Origin of the sequence: Serratia sp. Z4, assembly GCF_009900725.1 — a bacterium.
Taxonomy (GTDB): Bacteria; Pseudomonadota; Gammaproteobacteria; order Enterobacterales; family Enterobacteriaceae; genus Serratia; species Serratia nematodiphila.
On record NZ_JAAABD010000005.1, the window covers coordinates 86,170 to 104,576 of the forward strand.

At 59.9% G+C, this 18,407-nt stretch carries 17 protein-coding genes and 4 tRNA genes; 5 read left to right on the top strand and 16 right to left on the bottom strand.

The genetic code is table 11. The annotated features are described in order from the left end of the window. Positions 1-68 precede the first annotated feature (68 nt). The 5 genes from yigB to GT753_RS18130 all read right to left on the bottom strand — a co-directional run bounded on the left by yigB (position 69) and on the right by GT753_RS18130 (position 3,505). Positions 69-785 (bottom strand): 5-amino-6-(5-phospho-D-ribitylamino)uracil phosphatase YigB, encoded by a 717-nt coding sequence (gene yigB / locus GT753_RS18110; RefSeq protein WP_015376267.1) that lies wholly within the window; start codon positions 783-785, stop codon positions 69-71. Further along, complete coding sequence (gene xerC, locus GT753_RS18115; RefSeq protein WP_015376266.1) at positions 785-1,696, bottom strand: tyrosine recombinase XerC; 912 nt, start codon at positions 1,694-1,696, stop codon at positions 785-787. Before xerC ends, yigB begins: the two co-directional genes overlap by 1 nt. Continuing rightward, positions 1,693-2,406: a DUF484 domain-containing protein gene (locus GT753_RS18120; protein WP_004934247.1), complete on the bottom strand. Its 714-nt coding sequence runs from the start codon at positions 2,404-2,406 to the stop codon at positions 1,693-1,695. The genes xerC and GT753_RS18120 overlap by 4 nt, the downstream gene beginning before the upstream one ends. Further along, the gene (dapF, locus tag GT753_RS18125) at positions 2,403-3,227 is read right to left on the bottom strand and encodes a diaminopimelate epimerase (RefSeq protein WP_015376265.1); all 825 of its coding nucleotides are present in this window, start codon (positions 3,225-3,227) and stop codon (positions 2,403-2,405) included. The genes GT753_RS18120 and dapF overlap by 4 nt, the downstream gene beginning before the upstream one ends. Before the next feature lie 71 nt (positions 3,228-3,298). After that, positions 3,299-3,505 carry a lipoprotein gene (locus tag GT753_RS18130; RefSeq protein WP_004934241.1) on the bottom strand — a complete coding sequence of 69 codons (207 nt, stop codon included), beginning with the start codon at positions 3,503-3,505 and terminating at the stop codon, positions 3,299-3,301. A 78-nt stretch (positions 3,506-3,583) separates the two neighbouring features. On the opposite strand from GT753_RS18130, the gene cyaY reads away from it, so the two are divergent. Further along, positions 3,584-3,904, top strand: coding sequence for an iron donor protein CyaY (gene cyaY / locus GT753_RS18135; protein ID WP_015376263.1), 321 nt, complete (start codon positions 3,584-3,586; stop codon positions 3,902-3,904). Between the two features lie 36 nt (positions 3,905-3,940). Here cyaY and GT753_RS18140 read toward each other — a convergent pair whose 3' ends face one another. Next, positions 3,941-6,493, bottom strand: a complete 2,553-nt coding sequence (locus tag GT753_RS18140; protein WP_015376262.1) for a class I adenylate cyclase — start codon at positions 6,491-6,493, stop codon at positions 3,941-3,943. A gap of 316 nt (positions 6,494-6,809) precedes the next feature. On the opposite strand from GT753_RS18140, the gene hemC reads away from it, so the two are divergent. The 4 genes from hemC to hemY are packed head-to-tail and all read left to right on the top strand — an operon-like array spanning position 6,810 to position 10,835. Continuing rightward, positions 6,810-7,751 (top strand): hydroxymethylbilane synthase, encoded by a 942-nt coding sequence (gene hemC, locus GT753_RS18145; protein WP_160125822.1) that lies wholly within the window; start codon positions 6,810-6,812, stop codon positions 7,749-7,751. Next, the gene (hemD, locus tag GT753_RS18150) at positions 7,748-8,488 is read left to right on the top strand and encodes a uroporphyrinogen-III synthase (RefSeq protein ID WP_015376261.1); all 741 of its coding nucleotides are present in this window, start codon (positions 7,748-7,750) and stop codon (positions 8,486-8,488) included. The genes hemC and hemD overlap by 4 nt, the downstream gene beginning before the upstream one ends. A gap of 22 nt (positions 8,489-8,510) precedes the next feature. Beyond that, complete coding sequence (gene hemX / locus GT753_RS18155) at positions 8,511-9,635, top strand: uroporphyrinogen-III C-methyltransferase (RefSeq protein WP_160125823.1); 1,125 nt, start codon at positions 8,511-8,513, stop codon at positions 9,633-9,635. Positions 9,636-9,638: 3 nt separating this feature from the next. Next, on the top strand, positions 9,639-10,835 hold the full coding sequence (gene hemY / locus GT753_RS18160; protein ID WP_004934228.1) for a protoheme IX biogenesis protein HemY: 1,197 nt from the start codon (positions 9,639-9,641) through the stop codon (positions 10,833-10,835). 428 nt (positions 10,836-11,263) lie between these two features. On the opposite strand, the gene GT753_RS18165 is transcribed toward hemY, so the two are convergent. The 10 genes from GT753_RS18165 to wzxE all read right to left on the bottom strand — a co-directional run bounded on the left by GT753_RS18165 (position 11,264) and on the right by wzxE (position 18,406). Then, the gene (locus GT753_RS18165; protein ID WP_130054954.1) at positions 11,264-11,500 is read right to left on the bottom strand and encodes a hypothetical protein; all 237 of its coding nucleotides are present in this window, start codon (positions 11,498-11,500) and stop codon (positions 11,264-11,266) included. A 55-nt stretch (positions 11,501-11,555) separates the two neighbouring features. Then, positions 11,556-11,632: transfer RNA gene (locus tag GT753_RS18170), tRNA-Pro, on the bottom strand. 74 nt (positions 11,633-11,706) lie between these two features. Further along, positions 11,707-11,793, bottom strand: a tRNA-Leu gene (locus GT753_RS18175). Between the two features lie 41 nt (positions 11,794-11,834). Then, positions 11,835-11,910, bottom strand: a tRNA-His gene (locus GT753_RS18180). Between the two features lie 63 nt (positions 11,911-11,973). Then, positions 11,974-12,050, bottom strand: a tRNA-Arg gene (locus GT753_RS18185). A 135-nt stretch (positions 12,051-12,185) separates the two neighbouring features. Further along, positions 12,186-13,589 (bottom strand): amino acid permease, encoded by a 1,404-nt coding sequence (locus GT753_RS18190; RefSeq protein WP_004934226.1) that lies wholly within the window; start codon positions 13,587-13,589, stop codon positions 12,186-12,188. Between the two features lie 365 nt (positions 13,590-13,954). Then, the gene (gene wecG / locus GT753_RS18195) at positions 13,955-14,695 is read right to left on the bottom strand and encodes a lipopolysaccharide N-acetylmannosaminouronosyltransferase (RefSeq protein ID WP_004934224.1); all 741 of its coding nucleotides are present in this window, start codon (positions 14,693-14,695) and stop codon (positions 13,955-13,957) included. Between the two features lie 14 nt (positions 14,696-14,709). Next, positions 14,710-16,077 carry an ECA oligosaccharide polymerase gene (wzyE, locus tag GT753_RS18200; RefSeq protein ID WP_015376259.1) on the bottom strand — a complete coding sequence of 456 codons (1,368 nt, stop codon included), beginning with the start codon at positions 16,075-16,077 and terminating at the stop codon, positions 14,710-14,712. Next, positions 16,074-17,159 (bottom strand): TDP-N-acetylfucosamine:lipid II N-acetylfucosaminyltransferase, encoded by a 1,086-nt coding sequence (locus GT753_RS18205; RefSeq protein ID WP_015376258.1) that lies wholly within the window; start codon positions 17,157-17,159, stop codon positions 16,074-16,076. The genes wzyE and GT753_RS18205 overlap by 4 nt, the downstream gene beginning before the upstream one ends. After that, positions 17,156-18,406 (bottom strand): lipid III flippase WzxE, encoded by a 1,251-nt coding sequence (gene wzxE, locus GT753_RS18210; RefSeq protein ID WP_015376257.1) that lies wholly within the window; start codon positions 18,404-18,406, stop codon positions 17,156-17,158. Before wzxE ends, GT753_RS18205 begins: the two co-directional genes overlap by 4 nt. Position 18,407 lies beyond the last annotated feature (1 nt).

Consider the following 18,407-nt stretch of genomic DNA (forward strand, 5'->3'; position numbering starts at 1 on the left):
AATGGTTAAGGGAAAACCCGCCGGTGACGAGTTTTTCACTGGAAATTTATACAGAGTTCTGGCAGGGATTATAACAATGCTGTCAGCGATGCCAACTGCGAAATCTCAATATGCGGCAGCAGGCGGCTGTCGGCGGCCTGCATCAGGCAGCGTTGCCGATCGTTGATCCAACAGGCCTGCAGCCCCGCGCGCAGCGCGCCGGCGACGTCGGTAGTCAGATCGTCGCCCACGTGCAGGATCTGCCCGGGCGCCACGCCCAGCCGTTCGACGGCCAGGTGATACATGTCTTGATACGGCTTGGCGCGCCCGTCCGGCCCGGATCGCAACACGAACTGGAAGTAACCGTCCAGGCCGCACTGCGCCGGATCGGCGTTACCGTTGGTGATCGCCACCAGCGGGTAGCGCGCGGCCAGCGCCTTCAGCGTGGCGTGGGTCGCTTCCGGCACCTCGATGCGGCTGCGCCACAGCGCGAAGTTTTGCATCGCCGCATCGGCTCCGATCGCGGCTTCGGCGTCGCGCAGCCCCTGCCGGCTCAGCGCCAGATGAATGGCGCGCCAGCGCCACTGGGTGACGTCGTGGTAGATCTCCGGATCCTGCTCACGCAGCTCCTGGCGCAGACGGTGGAAATCCGCCGACTGGAAGCTGTTCAGGCCGGGATGGTAGCTCTGCAGGAAGGCCACCGACTGCTGCTCGGTTTGCCGGATCACCGGACGGTTGTCATACAGCGTGTCGTCCAGATCGAAAGTCAGCGCCGCCAGCGGGCGCAGCGGGCGATAAAAATGCATCAGGATTTCCCCCGTTTGGCGCGCGGATGCGCGGCATCGTACACGTTCGCCAGATGTTGAAAGTCGAGGTGGGTATAAATTTGCGTGGTGGTCAGGTTGGCGTGGCCGAGCAGCTCCTGCACCGCGCGCAGGTCGCCGCTGGACTCCAGCATGTGGGTAGCAAAGGAGTGACGCAGTTTGTGCGGGTGAATGTGGCTGTTGACGCCCTGTTTCACGCCCCATTCGGCGAAGCGCTTTTGCACGTTGCGCGTCGAGATGCGTCGCCCCTGATTGGACAGAAACATCGCATCATCCTGCGGCCCAAACAGATCGCGCATCGCCAGCCAGTGTTCCAGCCAGGTGACGGCGGTGCGTCCGATCGGCAGTTTACGCTCTTTGCTGCCTTTCCCCATCACCCACACCTCGCCGGCCGCCATATCGACATGGCGGCAATCCAGCCCCACCAGCTCGGAAAGACGCAGGCCGGCGCCGTACATCACCTCCAGCATGGCGCGATCGCGCACCGCCAGCGGATCGTTGAGATCGATCTCCAGCAGTTGGTTCATTTCATCGACGTCGATATTTTTCGGCAGATGGCGACCGCTGCGCGGCGTGCGGATGCCTTTGGCCGGGTTGGCGTGCAGCACGCCCTGGCTGACCAGCCAGTCGAGGAAACTGCGCAACGAAGAGAGCCGCAGCGCCAGGCTGGCGGACTGCAGGCCGGCGCGTTTGCTGCGCGCCGCCAGCATGCGCACCCGGGCGGCATCCAGCGCCGCCCAGTCGGTGACGCCGATCTCCTGCGCCAGGCACATCAGCGCCGTCAGCTGGCGTGAATAGCTGAGCTGCGTCAGCGGGCTGAGTTGCCGTTCTACCTTGAGATAACGCAGAAAAGCGTCCACCGGCTGCTGCAGGCTGGGCGCAATCGGCGTCATGCGCGTTCGATCCAGCGTTCCAGCAGTTCCGGCAGCATGCGCGCCAGTTGATTGAGCATTACCGTGCCCATGCCCTGCTGATAATGTTGCGTATCGCGGCTGCTGAAGATCACCATGCCCAGCTCGCCATCGTCGCCCAGCATCGACAGCGCTACCGAACCAATCTGGCCGATCTGTTTGGCCTGCGGCAACAGCAGCAGCAGTTCGGGGCCGTTCAGGCCGCCGAGGTAGTGTTGTTCGCTGCCCAGCCGCTGGATGCGGAACGGCTCGAACGCCGAACGCGTCAGCGCCAGATGGGTGAAATCGGAAGGCGCGCCGATATTCCAGCGCTCGGCGAACAGACGCACCGTGGCGCCGGCCAAACCGAAGCCGCGCGCCCAGCGCTGCAGCCGGTTGAGCATGTCCTGCAAGCTGTCGGCGGTGGCCAGATCGGCCTGCAGGTGCAGCAGCCTGGCGAACAGCCCTTCGTTGGCGCTGGCCTGCTCCATCAGCAGCGTGATCTCTTCTTCCAGCCGTTCGATATGATTGCGCTGGCGGGCCAGATGCCATTCCACCAGCGAAACGGTGCCACGCACCGGGTGCGGCACGCGCATCTGCTCAACCTGGCGCGCGTTGCGAATAAAGAAATCCGGGTTCTGCAGCAGATACTGCATCACGGTGTCGTCATCCAGCGCCAGGCCGGCGACGCTCTGTTCTTCTACGCTTTTCATAGATGAATAAATCCGTCATAGACATGGGTTGCCGGACCGGTCATAAACAGCGGGTTGCCCGGCCCTTTCCAGCGAATATGCAGGCTGCCGCCCGGCAGCTCTACATGCACTTCTTCTGACAGCAATTCCTGTTGGATCCCCACCGCCACCGCCGCACAGGCGCCGCTGCCGCAGGCCTGCGTTTCACCGGCGCCGCGCTCATAAACGCGCAGCTTGATATGATCGCGGCTGACCACCTGCATAAAGCCGATGTTGGCCCGTTCCGGGAAGCGTTCATGCCCTTCCAGCACCGGCCCGAGCAGCTCCACCTTGGCGGTGTTTACGTCGTCCACCTGCAAAACACAATGCGGGTTGCCCATCGACACCACGCCGCACAACACGGTATGTTCCGCCGCGCGCATGATGTAGGTCTTTTCAGCCTTGGCGGCGCGGAACGGCACCGCCTGCGGGTCGAAATTCGGCTCACCCATGTTGACGCACACCAGATCGTCGTCGGTGACGCTGAGCACCATGCGCCCGGTTTGGGTGCTGACGCGGATGTCGCGTTTGTTGGTCAGCCCTTTCAGCCGCACGAAGCGCGCGAAGCAACGCGCGCCGTTGCCGCACTGCGCCACTTCGCTGCCGTCGGCGTTAAAAATTCGGTAGTGAAAATCCAGTTCGGGATCGTAAGGCGGTTCTACCACCAGCATCTGGTCAAAGCCGACGCCCAGGTGCCGATCGGCCAGCCGGCGGATCAGCTCAGGTGAAAAATAGACATTCTGTGTAACGGCATCGACCACCATAAAGTCGTTGCCCAGACCGTGCATTTTGGAGAACTGCATATCATACTCCGCTATCTGGACGCGCTATCCGTCTTGATTTTACGGCGGCGCTCGCCACCGCAAACAGGGTGTTACTGGTCAACCATCGACGGTTTTTGCTGAGAGCCAGACTGCTCCTGCTGGTTCTTTTGCACCTGATCGCCCGTTTGCACCGGCGGCTTGGCCGGTTTTTGGCTGGCGGGGTCGGCAGGCGGGAAGTAAAGCGGGCCTTTCAGACCACAGCCGGCGAGGCCGGTAACCAGAACTGCCATCAGCGCATAGCGTAGTTGTTTTTTCATTTGCATTAATGCCTGTAATTCATGCGTCCAAGGTCTCTATAATCGCAGGTGGATCATGAAAAGCAATAGGAATTGAATATGAACGACAGCGAGTTTCACCAGTTGGCCGACCAGCTGATGCTGAATATTGAAGAGACACTGGACGATTTTGACGGCGATGCGGACATCGATTACGAAACCAATGGCGGCGTGATGACGCTGAGCTTCGAAAACGGCACCAAAATTGTCATCAACCGCCAGGAGCCGCTGCACCAGGTGTGGCTCGCCACCAAGGCCGGCGGTTACCACTTCAACTACCGCGACGGCGTCTGGTTATGCGATCGCAGCGGGCAGCCGTTTTACCAACTGCTCAGCGAAGCGGCCAGCGCGCAGGCCGGTGAGGAACTGCGTTTTTCCTGAGGCAATGCGGGGCTCGGCCACCGAGCCCTTGCGGCGTCAATGCAGCTGGAACTGCTGCTTCAGCGGCTGAGCGGCGCCGTCGGCCACCGTCACGCACAGGCTGGACAGCACGTTGCTGCGGAACGGGATCACCTGCGTGCGCCCGTCGAGCTGCACGATTTGATAGAACTGCGGCAGGTTAAAGTTGATGAAGCTGGAGCCGTAGGTGAAACGATCGTGCGATGAAGAGTAGAAGCGGCTGACGTCGCGCACCAGCTCTTCTTTACTGCCCTCGCAGTGGTGATACACCTCCACCCGATTCGACTCGTCCAGAATATAGATGTTGAAACCCTTGTCATCCGAGGTGTCTTCGAAGAAGAACTGGATGATCCCTTCGCTGGCGAAGCCATCCACCACCGGCGGCAGATGCACCTGATCGGTTTCCACCTTGATAGACAGGCCGTGCAGCTTGTTGTTGGAGATGGCGCCGTAAAACTCCACCGCATTCTCCAGTTTTTGCACCGACACGCTCAGGCGCTCGAAGAACAGCCCCCAGGTCTGCCCGGCGACGCGCACCGCCTTGAAGCGGCCGGGTTCCAGCCGGGTGCTGGACAGGCGCAGCTCGATGCATTCCGATACCAACTGCTGAATGCGGGTGCGGATCAGGCCGCGCAGGTGCTGGCTGTAGCAGAACACTTCCACCGACTCCGGCGGCGCGGCGTCCTGATGCATTTTGCCGAGAATGGTTTTCAGCGCTTCCAGCACCGACTGCTCGCCGCTGAAATGCAGAGTGCGCACCTCGTTCCAGGAGTTGCGGTACAGCAGATCGATGCTGCCCACCAGACACTGCTGCTGCTGGCCGAAGCTGAACACGTCCAGCTTGCGGAAATCGAAGTGCACCACCTGATTGCGGAACGCGGCGGTCGGATCGTTTTCCAGATTGACGATGATCGCCAGATGGCGAATTTCGCACGGGCTGTACAGCGCTTTCGGCGTCGGCGCCGGCAGGCGCAGCGGGAAGTGATGGGAAACGTCGGCCACCAGCTCCTGCAGCTTGGCGGTATCGCACAGGTTGCCGCTCTTGATGTGCAGGCGGGTCTGCGGCGTCAGCAGGCCGTTGAAATAGGCCCAGGCCACCAGCTTGTTCAGGTAGCGGTTATATTCCAGCGGCTGATGGCTGACTATCGAATCCATGGCCGGCGCCTGATTGTACAGGTACCAGCCGGTGCGGTTGGCGCGGCCAACCGGCACATGAATAAAGGTTAAATCGTTTTCCGACAGGTCCGGCGAAATCTGCGGGTTCACCAGCGTCACCTTGCCGGGCAGCGCTTCGAACGCCGCATACAGTTTGCGGGTCAGCACGCCGATATCCTGCGGGCTGGCGCTGACGCTGAGGTTATTGCGGCGGGCGAAACGGATCAGGTTGCGGTAGCTCTGCATCATCGCATCGAGCAACTCGTTATGCGCTTCGCGCACCCGCTCGATCTTCCAGTTGGCGCGGTTGTCCAGCATCGCCAGACGCTCGTCGCTCCAGCCCCACTCGCTGACCAGTTGGCTGAGGATCTCGCGCCGCCAGCCGACGCAGGCCTTGGCCAGCGACAGCTTTTCACACACTTTCAGGTAGAAACAGCGGCGGGCCAGATCGAGGCGGGTGGTGTCGTTGATGTCGGTCAGATAGCGGGTCACGCGCTCGAGCATCATGCAGTAGGCGTCGAGCCCGAAGCTGACGATCTCGCCCTGGTGCAGGCGATGTTTGATGTCCGTCGCCAGCAGCTGGGTATTGGGGTATTCCCAGGAATAGGCTTCCAGCAGCAGGGTTTTCAGCACCGCCTTGTAAGGCGAATCGATGCTCTTGTACAGCTGCCACAGGCTGGCGCCGAAGTACTCTTCCGCCGACAGCGAACTCAGGCCGCCGAGATCCAGCCACTCGTTCGGCGTCAGCGCGCCCTGCGCGTACAGCGACAGCACGTATTCATCGTAGTGCGCTTCTTCTTCGCCCGGCACCATGTTCCACAGGATGCGTTTGCCGGCCAGGCGCACCGCGGTGCGGTAGAACTCGTCCAGCAACAGGATGTGCTGCGTCGAGCCGCAGTCTTCGCCGCCCAGGCTGCCGCTTTCATTATGGCGGAAACGGTTTTCGTCGATCAGGAAGAAGCTGACTTCCACCCCCATCGAGGCGGCCCACTTCTCAAGCAGGCTGCATTTTTGCTGCAGGCGGGTGCGTTCTTCGTTGTCCAGCCAGGACTGGTGGCAGACCCAGATATCGAGATCCGAGCTGCAACTTTGGCCGATAGACGAGGTGCTGCCCATCGAATAGACGCCGGTGATCGGCAGCTCGCCGCTGGCCGGTTTGTCAAACGGGCTGCCCCATTTGTCTTCTAAATCGTTCAGGTAATCTTGTTGAGTTTCATCAGGCGTGTAGAGGCAAATGCCGTGGGGAACGTTACCGTTCAGGTAACCCGGCATCAGCGGGTGGTGGTGGTGCAGTAAGGTGGGCAGCAGACTGTATACCCGTTGAAACGCGGGCTTCATAGCCGCCAGGGCGCGATCGACGCGTAGCTGATTGATCGCATCCAGTCTCTGCTTCAATGTCTCGATGTAGAGGTACAAGACGTCTCGCCTGATTATCCCGGTGTTTAGAAAAAAACCCGTATTCCATAAGCGCCGTTAGTGTAAGAAGAATATTTGGCGACTTATTGCTGGAAACGTGATCAATTTAACACCTTGCTGATTGACCGTAAAGGAGGTAACGCTTCACAATTATTGTAGCGCTTCCCTAAACGATTTACCCGCAGTGTTAACTGCCCCAAAGCACATCACACGTCCCTTTGATTCCGTTGTCCTTTTTCCGCCTCCGGCTTCTTGCACTGACAGTATTGGCTCTCAGTGGTAGGATGGATGGCGAAATATAAAAACGGTAACAAGCATGTTAGACAAAATTATTCGAATTGCCACCCGACAAAGCCCGCTTGCTCTTTGGCAAGCACATTATGTGCAGCAACGTCTGATGGCCTACCATCCCGGCCTGCAGGTCGAGTTGGTGCCGATGGTCACCCGCGGCGACGTTATTCTGGATACGCCGTTGGCGAAAGTCGGCGGTAAAGGCCTGTTTGTTAAAGAACTCGAGCTGGCGCTGCTGGAAGGCCGCGCCGACATCGCCGTGCATTCGATGAAAGACGTGCCGGTCGATTTCCCTGCCGGGCTCGGTTTGACCACCATTTGCGAACGCGAAGATCCGCGCGACGCTTTTGTTTCCAATCGTTTCGCCTCGCTCGATCAGCTGCCGCAGGGCAGCGTGGTCGGCACCTCCAGCCTACGCCGCCAGTGCCAGCTGCGTGAACGCCGCCCGGATCTGATCGTGCGCGACCTGCGCGGCAACGTCGGCACTCGCCTGGCCAAGCTGGACAACGGCGACTACGACGCGATTATCCTGGCGGTGGCCGGCCTGAAGCGTTTAGGTCTGGAGCAACGCATCCGCAGCCCGCTGAGCGCCGAAGAGTGTCTGCCGGCGGTCGGCCAGGGTGCGGTCGGCATTGAATGCCGTCTCGACGACAGCGTCACCCGCGCGCTGCTGGCGCCGCTGAACCATGCGGCCACCGAAACCCGCGTGCGCGCCGAACGGGCGATGAACACCCGCCTGGAAGGCGGCTGCCAGGTACCGATCGGCAGCTATGCCGAACTGGATGGCGACAGCCTGTGGCTGCGCGCCCTGGTCGGCGCGCCGGACGGCAGCCAGATGGTGCGCGGGGAGCGCCGCGGCCCGGCCGCCGAGGCCGAACGGATGGGCGTTGAGCTGGCGGAAGAGCTGCTGGCGCGCGGCGCGCGCGAGATCCTGCGCGAAGTTTATCAGGGAAATCCGCCGGCATGACCATTCTGGTAACCCGCCCATCGCCTTCGGGGGAGCTGTTAGTGAGCCGGCTGCGCGCACTCGGCCGGGTTGCCTATCATGCACCGCTGATCGACTTCGCCCCCGGCGGCGATCTGCCGAAGCTGCCGCAGGCGTTGCAGCAGCTTAGCGCCGGCGATCTGGTGTTCGTGCTATCGCAGCATTCGGTGAGTTATGCCGATTCGGTTATCGGCCGCGCCGGGCTGAGCTGGCCCGCGCACCTGACTTATTACGCCATCGGTCGCACCACCGGGCTGGCGCTGCACCGCATCAGCAGTTTGCCGGTGGAGTACCCGCGCGAACGCGAGATCAGCGAAACGCTGCTGCTGCTGCCGGCGCTGCAAAAGCTGGCGGGCAAACGCGCGCTGATTTTGCGCGGCAACGGCGGCCGCGAACTGTTGGGGTCGACGCTGAGCGAGCGCGGCGCCGACGTCAGCTATTATGAATGCTATCAACGCAGCCCGGTGCACTATGACGGCAGCGAGCAAAGCGCCCACTGGCAGCGTGCCGGTGTGGATACGCTGGTGGTGACCAGCGGTGAAATGTTACAACAGCTCTATACTTTAGTTCCTGATTACTATCGTTCTTCATGGCTGCTGCGTTGCCGCCTGGTAGTAGTGAGCGAACGCCTGGCTACCCTCGCCCGGGACTTGGGCTGGCGTACGATTCGGGTAGCTGACAACGCCGATAATGACGCGCTGATCCGCGCGCTACAATAATCTGACTATGGGATGTGCCACTATGACGGAACAAAATACCCCATCCGCCCCGGTTGAAGAGCCAACCACCGCGGTTGAGAGCTCCCAGCAGCCAGCCGCTGCCAGCCGCAAAGGCAAGAACACCGGCCCGGTGCTCGGCGCGATCGCTATCGTGCTGGTCATCGCCCTCGGCGCGGGCGGCTATTACCACACGCACAAGCAGGCGCAACAGCTGATCGCCGCCAATCAGGCACTGCAGCAGCAGCTTGAAGGCGTAAAGCAGAGCCAACAGCAGGAAAGAAATGCGCTGGAAGGCCTGCTGCAGCAGCAGGGTAAAACCCTGGACGCCGCCGATCGCGAGCAGGCGAATCTGGCGCGCCAACTGAGCGAGCTGCAGGAAAAAGTGGCGACCATCTCCGGCAGCGACGCCAAAACCTGGCTGCTGGCGCAGGCCGATTTCCTGGTGAAAATGGCCGGCCGCAAGCTGTGGAGCGATCAGGACGTGACCAGCGCCGCCGCGCTGCTGAAAAGCGCCGACGCCAGCCTGGCGGACATGAACGATCCGAGCCTGCTCGACGTGCGCCGCGCCATTACCGAAGACATCAGCACGCTTTCCACGCTGACCCAGGTCGATTACGACGGCATCATCCTCAAGGTCAATCAGCTGTCCAATCAGGTGGATAACCTGCGCCTGGCGGACAACGACACCGACGAAGCGCCGATGGATCAAAACAGCAGCGAGCTCTCCGGCTCGATCGGCGAATGGCGGCAGAACCTGGCCAAGAGCTGGCGCAATTTCATGGCCGACTTCATCACCATCCGCCGCCGCGACACCAGCGCCGAACCGCTGCTGGCGCCGAACCAGGACATCTACCTGCGCGAGAACATCCGTTCGCGCCTGCTGGTGGCCGCACAGGCCATCCCGCGCCATCAGAACGAGACCTACAAGCAGTCGCTGGAAACCGTCTCCACCTGGGTGCGCGCCTATTTCGACACCACCGACCCGGCGACCAAGGCCTTCCTGGAAGAACTGGACAACCTGAGCCAACAGTCGATCTCGATGGATGTGCCGGATGAGCTGAAGAGCCAGCCGCTGCTGGAAAAAGTGATGCAGACCCGGGTGCGCAACCTGATGACCCAGTCCCCTGCCGCTCACCAGGAGGGTTAAGCCATGTTACGCGTGCTATTTCTGTTCCTGGTGGTGATCGCCAGCGTGGTGCTCGGGCCGATGTTGGCCGGGCATCAGGGCTATGTGCTGATCCAGACCGATAACTACAATATTGAAACCAGTGTCACCGGCCTGGTGATCATGCTGGTGCTGCTGTTCGTGGTGCTGCTGGCGATCGAGTGGATCCTGCGCCGCATCTTCCGTACCGGCGCCCGCACGCGCGGCTGGTTTATCGGCCGCAAGCGCACCCGCGCGCGCCAGCAAACCAAAGCCGCGCTGATCAAACTGGCGGAAGGCGACTACAAACAGGTTGAAAAGCTGATGACGCGCAACGCCGATCACGCTGAGCAACCGGTGGTGAACTACCTGCTGGCCGCCGAGGCCGCACAGCAACGCGGCGATGACTTCCGTACCAACCAATATCTGGAGCGCGCCGCTGAAGCCGCCGATACCGATCAGCTGCCGGTGGATATCACCCGGGTTCGCATCCAGCTGGCGCAGGGCGAGAACCATGCCGCGCGCCACGGCGTCGATCGCCTGCTGAACCAGGCGCCGCGCCATCCGGAAGTGTTGCGCCTGGCGGAACAAGCCTATCTGCGCACCGGCGCCTACGCGTCGCTGCTGGAAGTGCTGCCGTCGATGCGTAAAATCGAGCTGCACAGTGAAGAGCAGCTGCAGGCATTGCAGCAACAGGCTTATATCGGGCTGATGAATCAGGCGATGGCGGACGAAGGCAGCGAAGGCCTGAAGCGCTGGTGGAAAGATCAGAGCCGCAAGACGCGTCACGAAGTGCCGCTGCAAATCGCGATGGTGGAGCACCTGATCGAATGCAACGACCACGAACTGGCGCAGGAGATTGTGCTCGATAGCCTGAAGCGCCAATATGACGAGCGCCTGGTGCTGTTGCTGCCGCGGCTGAAGTCCGGCAACCCCGAGCAGTTGGAAAAAGCGCTGCGTCAGCAGATGAAGCAACACGGCGCGACGCCGCTGCTGAACAGCACGCTGGGGCAACTGCTGATGAAGCACGGCGAATGGCAGCAGGCGGCCGACGCCTTCCGCGAAGCGCTGAAACAGCGTCCGGACGCCTACGATTACGCCTGGCTGGCCGATACGCTGGAGAAACTGCATCGTTCGGATGAAGCGGCGCAGATGCGACGTGAGGGACTGATGTTGACGCTGAAACAGAACGGCGGCGAATAACGCCCTGCCCAAGTGAGAAAAGCGCGGCTCCGATGCCGCGCTTTTTTTTGCCCGGGGTTTTCTGTGGCGCAAAAAAAAACACTTGCCGTATGGCAAGTGTATAAAGAAGCAATCAGGTCTAGGACAACAGGGGCGGTGCCTCACTCAACGTTTTGCCCTGAGCGTGATGACGGGTTAGTCATCGTTCTCGTGGGCGATAGGCACCCTAAATCGGCTCTGCGTCATTCCCAGGGTTTATGAAGCCTAAGGCGAACATAAGAGGTGGAATGAGCATCTACGCTATAGGTATTGCATTTGACGTGCCAACTTTTAGATTGAGCCCATTTCCAATGGGAAATTTAATTCAATGCATTGAAATATAAATAATTTATACTTCCCCCCACCCTTCCTGCCTGATACCTCTCCCTGGCATTCCATGCCAGCGGCCGTTATAAGAATGTCGCTTCAAAACGACGGCTTAAGCCAAATCCGGTTTTATCTTTTAAAATCAATAAATTATTTGTCTCAACCTGACGACAGCGCTGGATGGTCATGTCGCTGAAAACCAACATGCTCACAAGCAGGCACAAGATGCCAGCCCTCATGGATGCAAAAAGCCCGCACATTGCTGCGCGGGCCTGCCTTCTCGTCTCGCTTCGCGAGGCTCCTCCTGCGGAGGTGCTCATCCTCATAAACTGCAGACGAAAAAAAACCTGCTTTAAAAAGCAGGTTTTTCGAATGTGGTCGGCGAGAGAGGATTCGAACCTCCGACCCACTGGTCCCAAACCAGTTGCGCTACCAAGCTGCGCTACTCGCCGATTTGTGTTGCTCATACTACTCGATTTATCAGACCGTTGTCCATATAAATCTTATATTTATCAGATATTTTGCGTGGTGCGAAGAGAGGGACTTGAACCCTCACGTCCGTAAGAACACTAACACCTGAAGCTAGCGCGTCTACCAATTCCGCCACCTTCGCACTGTCACAAAATACTGCTAAATCTTCACTTCATCAGGAAGTGGGGTGGCTAATGGGACTCGAACCCACGACAACTGGAATCACAATCCAGGGCTCTACCAACTGAGCTATAGCCACCATTACTACTTCTTCTTACTCACGCGGTAATATTACCACCGCAGCTCCTGCGCACAAACTTAATGGCGCGCCCGACAGGATTCGAACCTGAGACCTCTGCCTCCGGAGGGCAGCGCTCTATCCAGCTGAGCTACGGGCGCGTAGCGCCGTTGCGGGAGGGGATACTACGGATTTACGCCAATCCTGTCTAGTGCTTTTTCGCAGAAATGTTGCGTTTGATTACGCTTTGCTCACTCCTGCGCGGGAAAGCGCACTCCGTAGTCCCTTTTCACCGTTTATTGCCGTGTTTCTACCCGATTTTCAGCCGGATGATGTTTCTTATGCATGCCGAAAGCGAAGTAGCACAGGCTGACGCCCGCTAAGAAAATCGCCCCGACCAGCAGGGAAATCCGCGTATCCGGGTTGATTCCCATGCCGACCAGCACGCAAACCAGAAAAGCGATGGTCAGATAGTTCACATACGGGAACATGATCGACTTAAAGCTGTGGTTTTTGATCGCTTCCTTATGGGCGCGGCGGAAATAGAGCTGGCTTATCAGCACCACGAACCACGGCACCATGCCCGGCAGCACGCTGGCGCTGTAGACATAGACGAACACCTGCTCCGGATTCGGGATAATGTAGTTCAGCGCAGATCCCACCAGCAGGCAGCCGATGGTGACGGCGATGCAATTCACCGGCACGCCGCTGGCGGAAAGCTTGGTCAACGCCGCCGGCAGTTGGCGATTCTTGGCTAGGGCGTACAGCATACGGCCGCCGCTGTACATGCCGCTGTTGCAGCCGGAGAGCGCGGCGGTCAAAACCACGAAGTTGATGATGCCGGCGGCGGCAACGATGCCGATCTTGGCGAAGGTCAGCACGAACGGGCTGCCGGTAGTGCCGATGCCGTTCCAGGGGAAAATGGTGACGATGACGAAGATCGCGCCGACATAGAAGATCAGGATGCGCCACAGGATATTGTTGATCGCGCGTTTCAGCGTCACCTGCGGGTTCTTGGCTTCCCCGGCGGTGATGCCCACCAGCTCAACCCCCTGATAGGACGCTACCACGATGCACAGCGCAAACAGGAAGCCTTTCCAGCCGCCGGCAAAGAAACCGCCGTGCGCCGTCAAATTGGCGAAACCGATAGGTTCACCGCCGTTGCCGAAGCCGAAGAAGATCACCCCCAGCCCCACCAGAATCATCACGATGATAGTGGTGACCTTGATCATGGCGAACCAGAACTCCAGCTCCCCATACAGGCGCACCGCCGCCAGGTTGGCCAGCGCCACCATCGCCACGGCGATCAGCGCCGGCACCCACTGCGGTATTTCCGGGAACCAGAACTGCACATACACCCCGATGGCGGTGATCTCAGAAATGCCGACGGCGATCCACATAAACCAGTAGCCCCAGGCGGTCAGATAACCGAAGTAGGGATTCATGTATTTATGCGCGTAAACGGCGAACGACCCGGCGACCGGCTCAAGGAACAGCATCTCCCCCATCGAACGCATAATGAAGAACACGAACAGCCCGGCGATGATGTAAGCCAGCAGTACCGACGGCCCCGCCCACTTCAGCGTACTGGCCGATCCCATAAACAGGCCGACACCAATGGTGCCCCCGAGAGCGATAAGCTCGATGTGCCGGGCCTCAAGGCCTCGGTGTAGCCCTTGCGGTTTCTCTTTGTGTGCCATAAATCCTCAATAATTTTTCTCGGGTTGTGTTTGCCTGCCGGCCGCTGCCGGTCGTTATTGTCATTATTAAAAGAATAAATCATCCCCTGCCGTTCGGGTTGGCATCAACGGGTAGTCGGAGCGAAGTTACCGTGAGAAGAACATCGTTCAGCGCTGTCGCATCAGGCTTCAGCGGCCAGGGATAATTTCCGGGCGGTATCGTTTCGCATTTCGCCGCTATAAGCAAACCGCAATTTAAAACTTTATGGAATAAATGCGGCGACGTTTAGGGCTGGGGGTTATAGATATGCGGGAGAAATAGGCAAAAGCAGATTATTGGTACAGCAGTCCGGAGCGGAACAGCACTTTCCACCCCGGATGAGAGGTTACATCTTGCCGCTGTAGTAGTAGCCGACAAACTTCAACAGCTTCAACTGCCGGCCAATGCGGCTGGGTTGGCTGAGCAGGCGGTAGAGCCATTCCAGACCAAGGTTCTGCCACACCTTGGGCGCACGCTTCACATGGCCGGTAAAAACGTCGTAGGTGCCGCCCACGCCCATATACAGCGCCTGCGGATGCACCTTGCGGCAGTCGCGCATCAGGATCTCCTGCTTCGGCGATCCCATCGCCACCGTCACGATAGCGGCGCCGCTGGCGCGAATACGCTCGAACAACGCCTCTCGCTGATCCGGTTTGAAATAGCCGTCCTGGCTGCCCACCAGGTTGACATTCCACTGGCTGCGCAGCTTCTGCTCGGTTTCCGCCAAGACTTCCGGCTTGCCGCCGACCAAGAAGACCGGCGTGCCTTCGCGGCCGGCGCGCTGCATCAACGCTTCCCACAGATCGGCGCCCGCGACGCGCGACACATCCGCCGCCGGGTATTTGCGGCGAATCGAGCGCACCATGCTGATGCCGTCGGCGTACTTGTACTCCGCTTCATCCAGCAACGCATGCAGCGCCGGGTCCTCTTCCGCCTTCAGGATCTTTTCCGCATTCATCGCCACCAGCGTGCCCTGTTTGACCCGGCCGCCGTCGAACAGAAAATCCATACAGTGCGCCATATCGCGAAAGCCCCACAGGCTGAAACCGCGCAGCTCATACTGCGGCACCGAAATCTTTGTTTCCATCGTCGTCATTACCCTTACAAAAGACCGTCCGCCCGTGGGGAAGAGGCCAGCGCGCGGGCGCGCGTCACTCTGGCCTTGATCAGCCCGGCGGTATCGAACAGCCAATACAGCAACTTCGCCAGCACCAGACAGGCGCCGAAAATAATGCAGAAGAACACCACGCGCGAAACGAATGAGTCCACCCCTTCGCGCGCCAATACAATCATGTTGAACACCGCGCCGAAGCAGAATCCTTGCAGGATAGCCGCCTTATAGCGGTTCGGCTCTGTTTTGCCCAGCTCATACAGCCAGTCGAACCACTTGATGATCATGCCCACCAGAATCGCGCCGAGCGGGATGAACAGCGCGCCGCCCATCACCACCAGCGAACCGATCAGCGTCGGGGATATCGCCAGCCCGGAGTGGTTGTTCAGCACTTCCCAGGTGAAATAGTTGGCCGAGTTCAGCACCACGTCCGGCCGGCCCGGCCATAGCCAGGTTGGGATAAAGACGTAGAAATCACGCAAGATCGGCGCCAGGCCCTGGAAATCGATCTTGTCGTAATTTTGCAGCAGCAGCGCCAGGTTTTCCCACGGCGAGAAGGTGTCTCGGGTCAGATAGAGGAAGGTATAAAACGCTTCCGCGCCGCTGACGTCCAGGCTATAGCGCTTCAACGCCAGCCAGAACATGCCGACCACGCCGAATATGCCCGCCGCCGCCAGCATCCACAGCGTGATCCAGCCGCGCACGATGCCGATAAACAAGAACAGCGCGAAAGCGATAATGATGTTGGCACGGGTGCCGCCGACGATCACGTAGGTCAGAATACCGAACGCCACCGTCGCCACCAGGAACAAAAACCAGGCGCGCAGATCCTGCCGCAGGAAATAGACCACCAGCATCGCCGGAATGAAGAAGTAGAAGAACCGCTTGAGCGCCACGCCGGACACGTCGCTGGAGAAGATCTGACTGTAGGAATTGAGCTTGAACAGCAGGAAGCCGTTCTGCATGAAGAAGATCCCAACGGTACCGATCGCCACCAGCGCCAGCAGCACCCAGGTCATATGAGTCTCTACCCGGTTCATGGTAAACAGCGCCGCGCGCGGCTGAGTGCGGCGCTTGCGCAGCCGGGTCTTGTAAGTGACGTAATAGATGGCGTAAAACGCCGTCGCCGACAGCAGGGCATACAGCAGAAACTCCACCGGCACCACCTCGACGTCAAACTGAAACACCAGCAGGCAGGTTAACGGGAAGCCGAAATAGAACGTCAGCAAATACAGCAGCGAGAAGAAGACGTTGAAGTTAAAGCGCACGCGCCGAAACTCCTGGTAGGTCAGCGTCAGGATAAACGTCAGGCTGACCAGATAGACGACAAACAGGCCGCCGAATTGCGCCAACGTCATGAGTGCTCTCCCGCCGCCAGCGCCAGGGCCTGCTGCCAGCCGTCAACATAGTTCGGATTGAAGAAGGCGATCGCCTGTTTATCCACCGCCGCCAGCTGACGCTGCGCTTCGCGCACCACCGCCTCGTCCAGCGAATCGCCGTAGAACAGCACCGGCAGGTGCTGTTCCGCCAAATCCTGCCAGAACGGGTTTTGCCGGCTGAGCACAAAAGGCACGCCGAACTGAATCAGCAGGCACAGGGTGCCAATCCCCTGCTGGCGATTGAAAATGAAATAGCCCAGATCGCAGGCGCGCAGAATATTGAGGTAGTCCTCGAATGCCACCTGCTGCGTGAGCAGCTGCAGGTTTTTCTCGCCGAACAGCGGCAACCCGGCGGCGCGCACCTGCTCGATGTAAGCATCGTTGTTGGCCGGATAACCCATCGGCAGGATCACGCGCACGTCGGCGCCGAACTGCTGATGAATCGCCTGCAGCGCTTCGATATGCCGATTGCTGCGATCGCCGGAGTTGCCCACCAGAATCGTCATCGGCCCGGCCAGGTTTTTCTCGACGTGAACGTCGGTCAGCGCCGGATCCATGCGGGTAGGGAAATACAGCAGCGAGGCCGGCACCCGCGCATGGCGCTGCTGGTAGTGAATCACGTCGCCGCGAGTGGCAAACACATTCCCTACCCGCCCCTGCGCAATGCGGCGCAGCAGATAGAACAACCGGAATTTCCAACTGGTGGCGTCCTCATACAGATCGGCGCCCCAAATATGCCAACTGACCTGACGCGCCTTGATCTTGCCGCTCAGCAGCGCCAGCCACAGCCCCGGGTTGAACTGGCCGTGCAGGAAGAAACGCGTATCGCGATCGGCTTGGGCGCGCGCGATGACCGCCGCCGCCAGGCTTTTCTTGTCCGCGTAGGGCTCAATGTTCAGGGCGGGGAAATCTCCCAGTGCCGCCACATCCTTGGCCGCCACCATAAAATGCCGCGTCTGCTCAGCCGGCAGACGCGGCGCCAACACGTCGTTGAAGAAGCGTAGCACCGTCTGGTTATGATGCGGGATATCGGATCCCAGAACGTGAATCAGTATGGTCATACTCGTCTACGATAAATAAGAAACACGCAGCTACAGAGCGCGAAATACACGATGTAGGTTGCCATATAGGCCTGAGCCGCCCCCAGCGCGCCGCGCAGCGGGATCAGCCAGTGCGAGAACAGCGTCAGCAGCAGAAACTGGCTGACTTCCGTCAGGATATAAAAGCGCAGCGACGCTTTGGCGATCACCAAATAGCCGAACACATAGGCCCCGACTTTCAGCACGTCGCCCACCAGTTGCCAGGCAAACAGATCGCGCATGGCGACGAACTTGTCCGAGAACAACAGCCAGATGGCGAAATCACGCAGCAACCACACCGTAAAGCTCGCCGCCGCTACCGCCGGCAGCACGAATTTCAGCGAGCGCACGATCTCCCGCGAGATGGCGCCCTTGTCCGTCAACCGCGACAGCGTCGGCAGCAGATAGACGGTAAACGAGGCGGTGATAAACTGCAGATAGGCATCGGAAATGCTGCTGACGCCTTGCCAGATCCCCACCTCATCCCAACCGTAATGCGCGGCCAACAGGTTACGCATCATCACGTAGGCCACCGGCAGCGTCACCGAGGTGATCAACGCCATGAGGGTGAATTTGCCGAGGTTGCCGGCCACCCCTTTGTCCCAGCGCGGCGCCAGGTAGCGCAGCGGCAACGTTTTGCGCCGCCACAGCATCAGCCCGGCCGGCAGCACCACCAACGCCGGCACCAACGCCAGCCCTGCCAGCGCGCCTTCATAGCCCCCCAGCTTGAAGCACAGATAATAAGCCATCACGCCGATCAGGCTGCCGCCGATCACCGCCAGCGCGTTGCCCATCGCGTCGCGATAACCTTTCAGCACCGCCATGAACAGGTTGGCGTAGGCGATGCCCATCTGAATGAAGGCGACGGCGCGCACCACGCCGACGTAATCGGCATGCCCGAACAGCCCGATGCTGATCGGCTCGGCGGCGAACAAAAACACCAGCGCCAGCAAGGTCGAAAAGCCCAGCACGATGCTCGACGCGGTGCCGACCGCCAGACGCAGACGCTGCGAGTCCTGGTGGTACTCCGCCACGTATTTGGTGATGCCGTTAAAAATGCCCGCGCCGGACAGCACGCCCAGCACGGTGATCAACTGGCGAAAGTTACCCGCCTGCCCCACGCCGCTGGGGCCAAACGCCACCGCCAGCAGTTTCACCACCAACAGCCCCACGCCAATCTTGATCAGCGTGGAGCCGGCGGTCCATATCGACGCTTTTGCCAACGACATA

What these genes read in the sequence shown, in the direction of transcription:
- GT753_RS18190 (WP_004934226.1), bottom strand. Translation starts at nt 13,589, where the DNA reads ATGGCACACAAAGAGAAACCGCAAGGGCTACACCGAGGCCTTGAGGCC.
- GT753_RS18120 (WP_004934247.1), bottom strand. Translation starts at nt 2,406, where the DNA reads ATGAAAAGCGTAGAAGAACAGAGCGTCGCCGGCCTGGCGCTGGATGAC.
- hemD (WP_015376261.1), top strand. Translation starts at nt 7,748, where the DNA reads ATGACCATTCTGGTAACCCGCCCATCGCCTTCGGGGGAGCTGTTAGTG.
- dapF (WP_015376265.1), bottom strand. Translation starts at nt 3,227, where the DNA reads ATGCAGTTCTCCAAAATGCACGGTCTGGGCAACGACTTTATGGTGGTC.
- GT753_RS18130 (WP_004934241.1), bottom strand. Translation starts at nt 3,505, where the DNA reads ATGAAAAAACAACTACGCTATGCGCTGATGGCAGTTCTGGTTACCGGC.
- hemX (WP_160125823.1), top strand. Translation starts at nt 8,511, where the DNA reads ATGACGGAACAAAATACCCCATCCGCCCCGGTTGAAGAGCCAACCACC.
- GT753_RS18165 (WP_130054954.1), bottom strand. Translation starts at nt 11,500, where the DNA reads ATGAGCACCTCCGCAGGAGGAGCCTCGCGAAGCGAGACGAGAAGGCAG.
- wecG (WP_004934224.1), bottom strand. Translation starts at nt 14,695, where the DNA reads ATGGAAACAAAGATTTCGGTGCCGCAGTATGAGCTGCGCGGTTTCAGC.
- wzyE (WP_015376259.1), bottom strand. Translation starts at nt 16,077, where the DNA reads ATGACGTTGGCGCAATTCGGCGGCCTGTTTGTCGTCTATCTGGTCAGC.
- wzxE (WP_015376257.1), bottom strand. Translation starts at nt 18,406, where the DNA reads ATGTCGTTGGCAAAAGCGTCGATATGGACCGCCGGCTCCACGCTGATC.
- yigB (WP_015376267.1), bottom strand. Translation starts at nt 785, where the DNA reads ATGCATTTTTATCGCCCGCTGCGCCCGCTGGCGGCGCTGACTTTCGAT.
- hemY (WP_004934228.1), top strand. Translation starts at nt 9,639, where the DNA reads ATGTTACGCGTGCTATTTCTGTTCCTGGTGGTGATCGCCAGCGTGGTG.
- cyaY (WP_015376263.1), top strand. Translation starts at nt 3,584, where the DNA reads ATGAACGACAGCGAGTTTCACCAGTTGGCCGACCAGCTGATGCTGAAT.
- hemC (WP_160125822.1), top strand. Translation starts at nt 6,810, where the DNA reads ATGTTAGACAAAATTATTCGAATTGCCACCCGACAAAGCCCGCTTGCT.
- GT753_RS18205 (WP_015376258.1), bottom strand. Translation starts at nt 17,159, where the DNA reads ATGACCATACTGATTCACGTTCTGGGATCCGATATCCCGCATCATAAC.
- xerC (WP_015376266.1), bottom strand. Translation starts at nt 1,696, where the DNA reads ATGACGCCGATTGCGCCCAGCCTGCAGCAGCCGGTGGACGCTTTTCTG.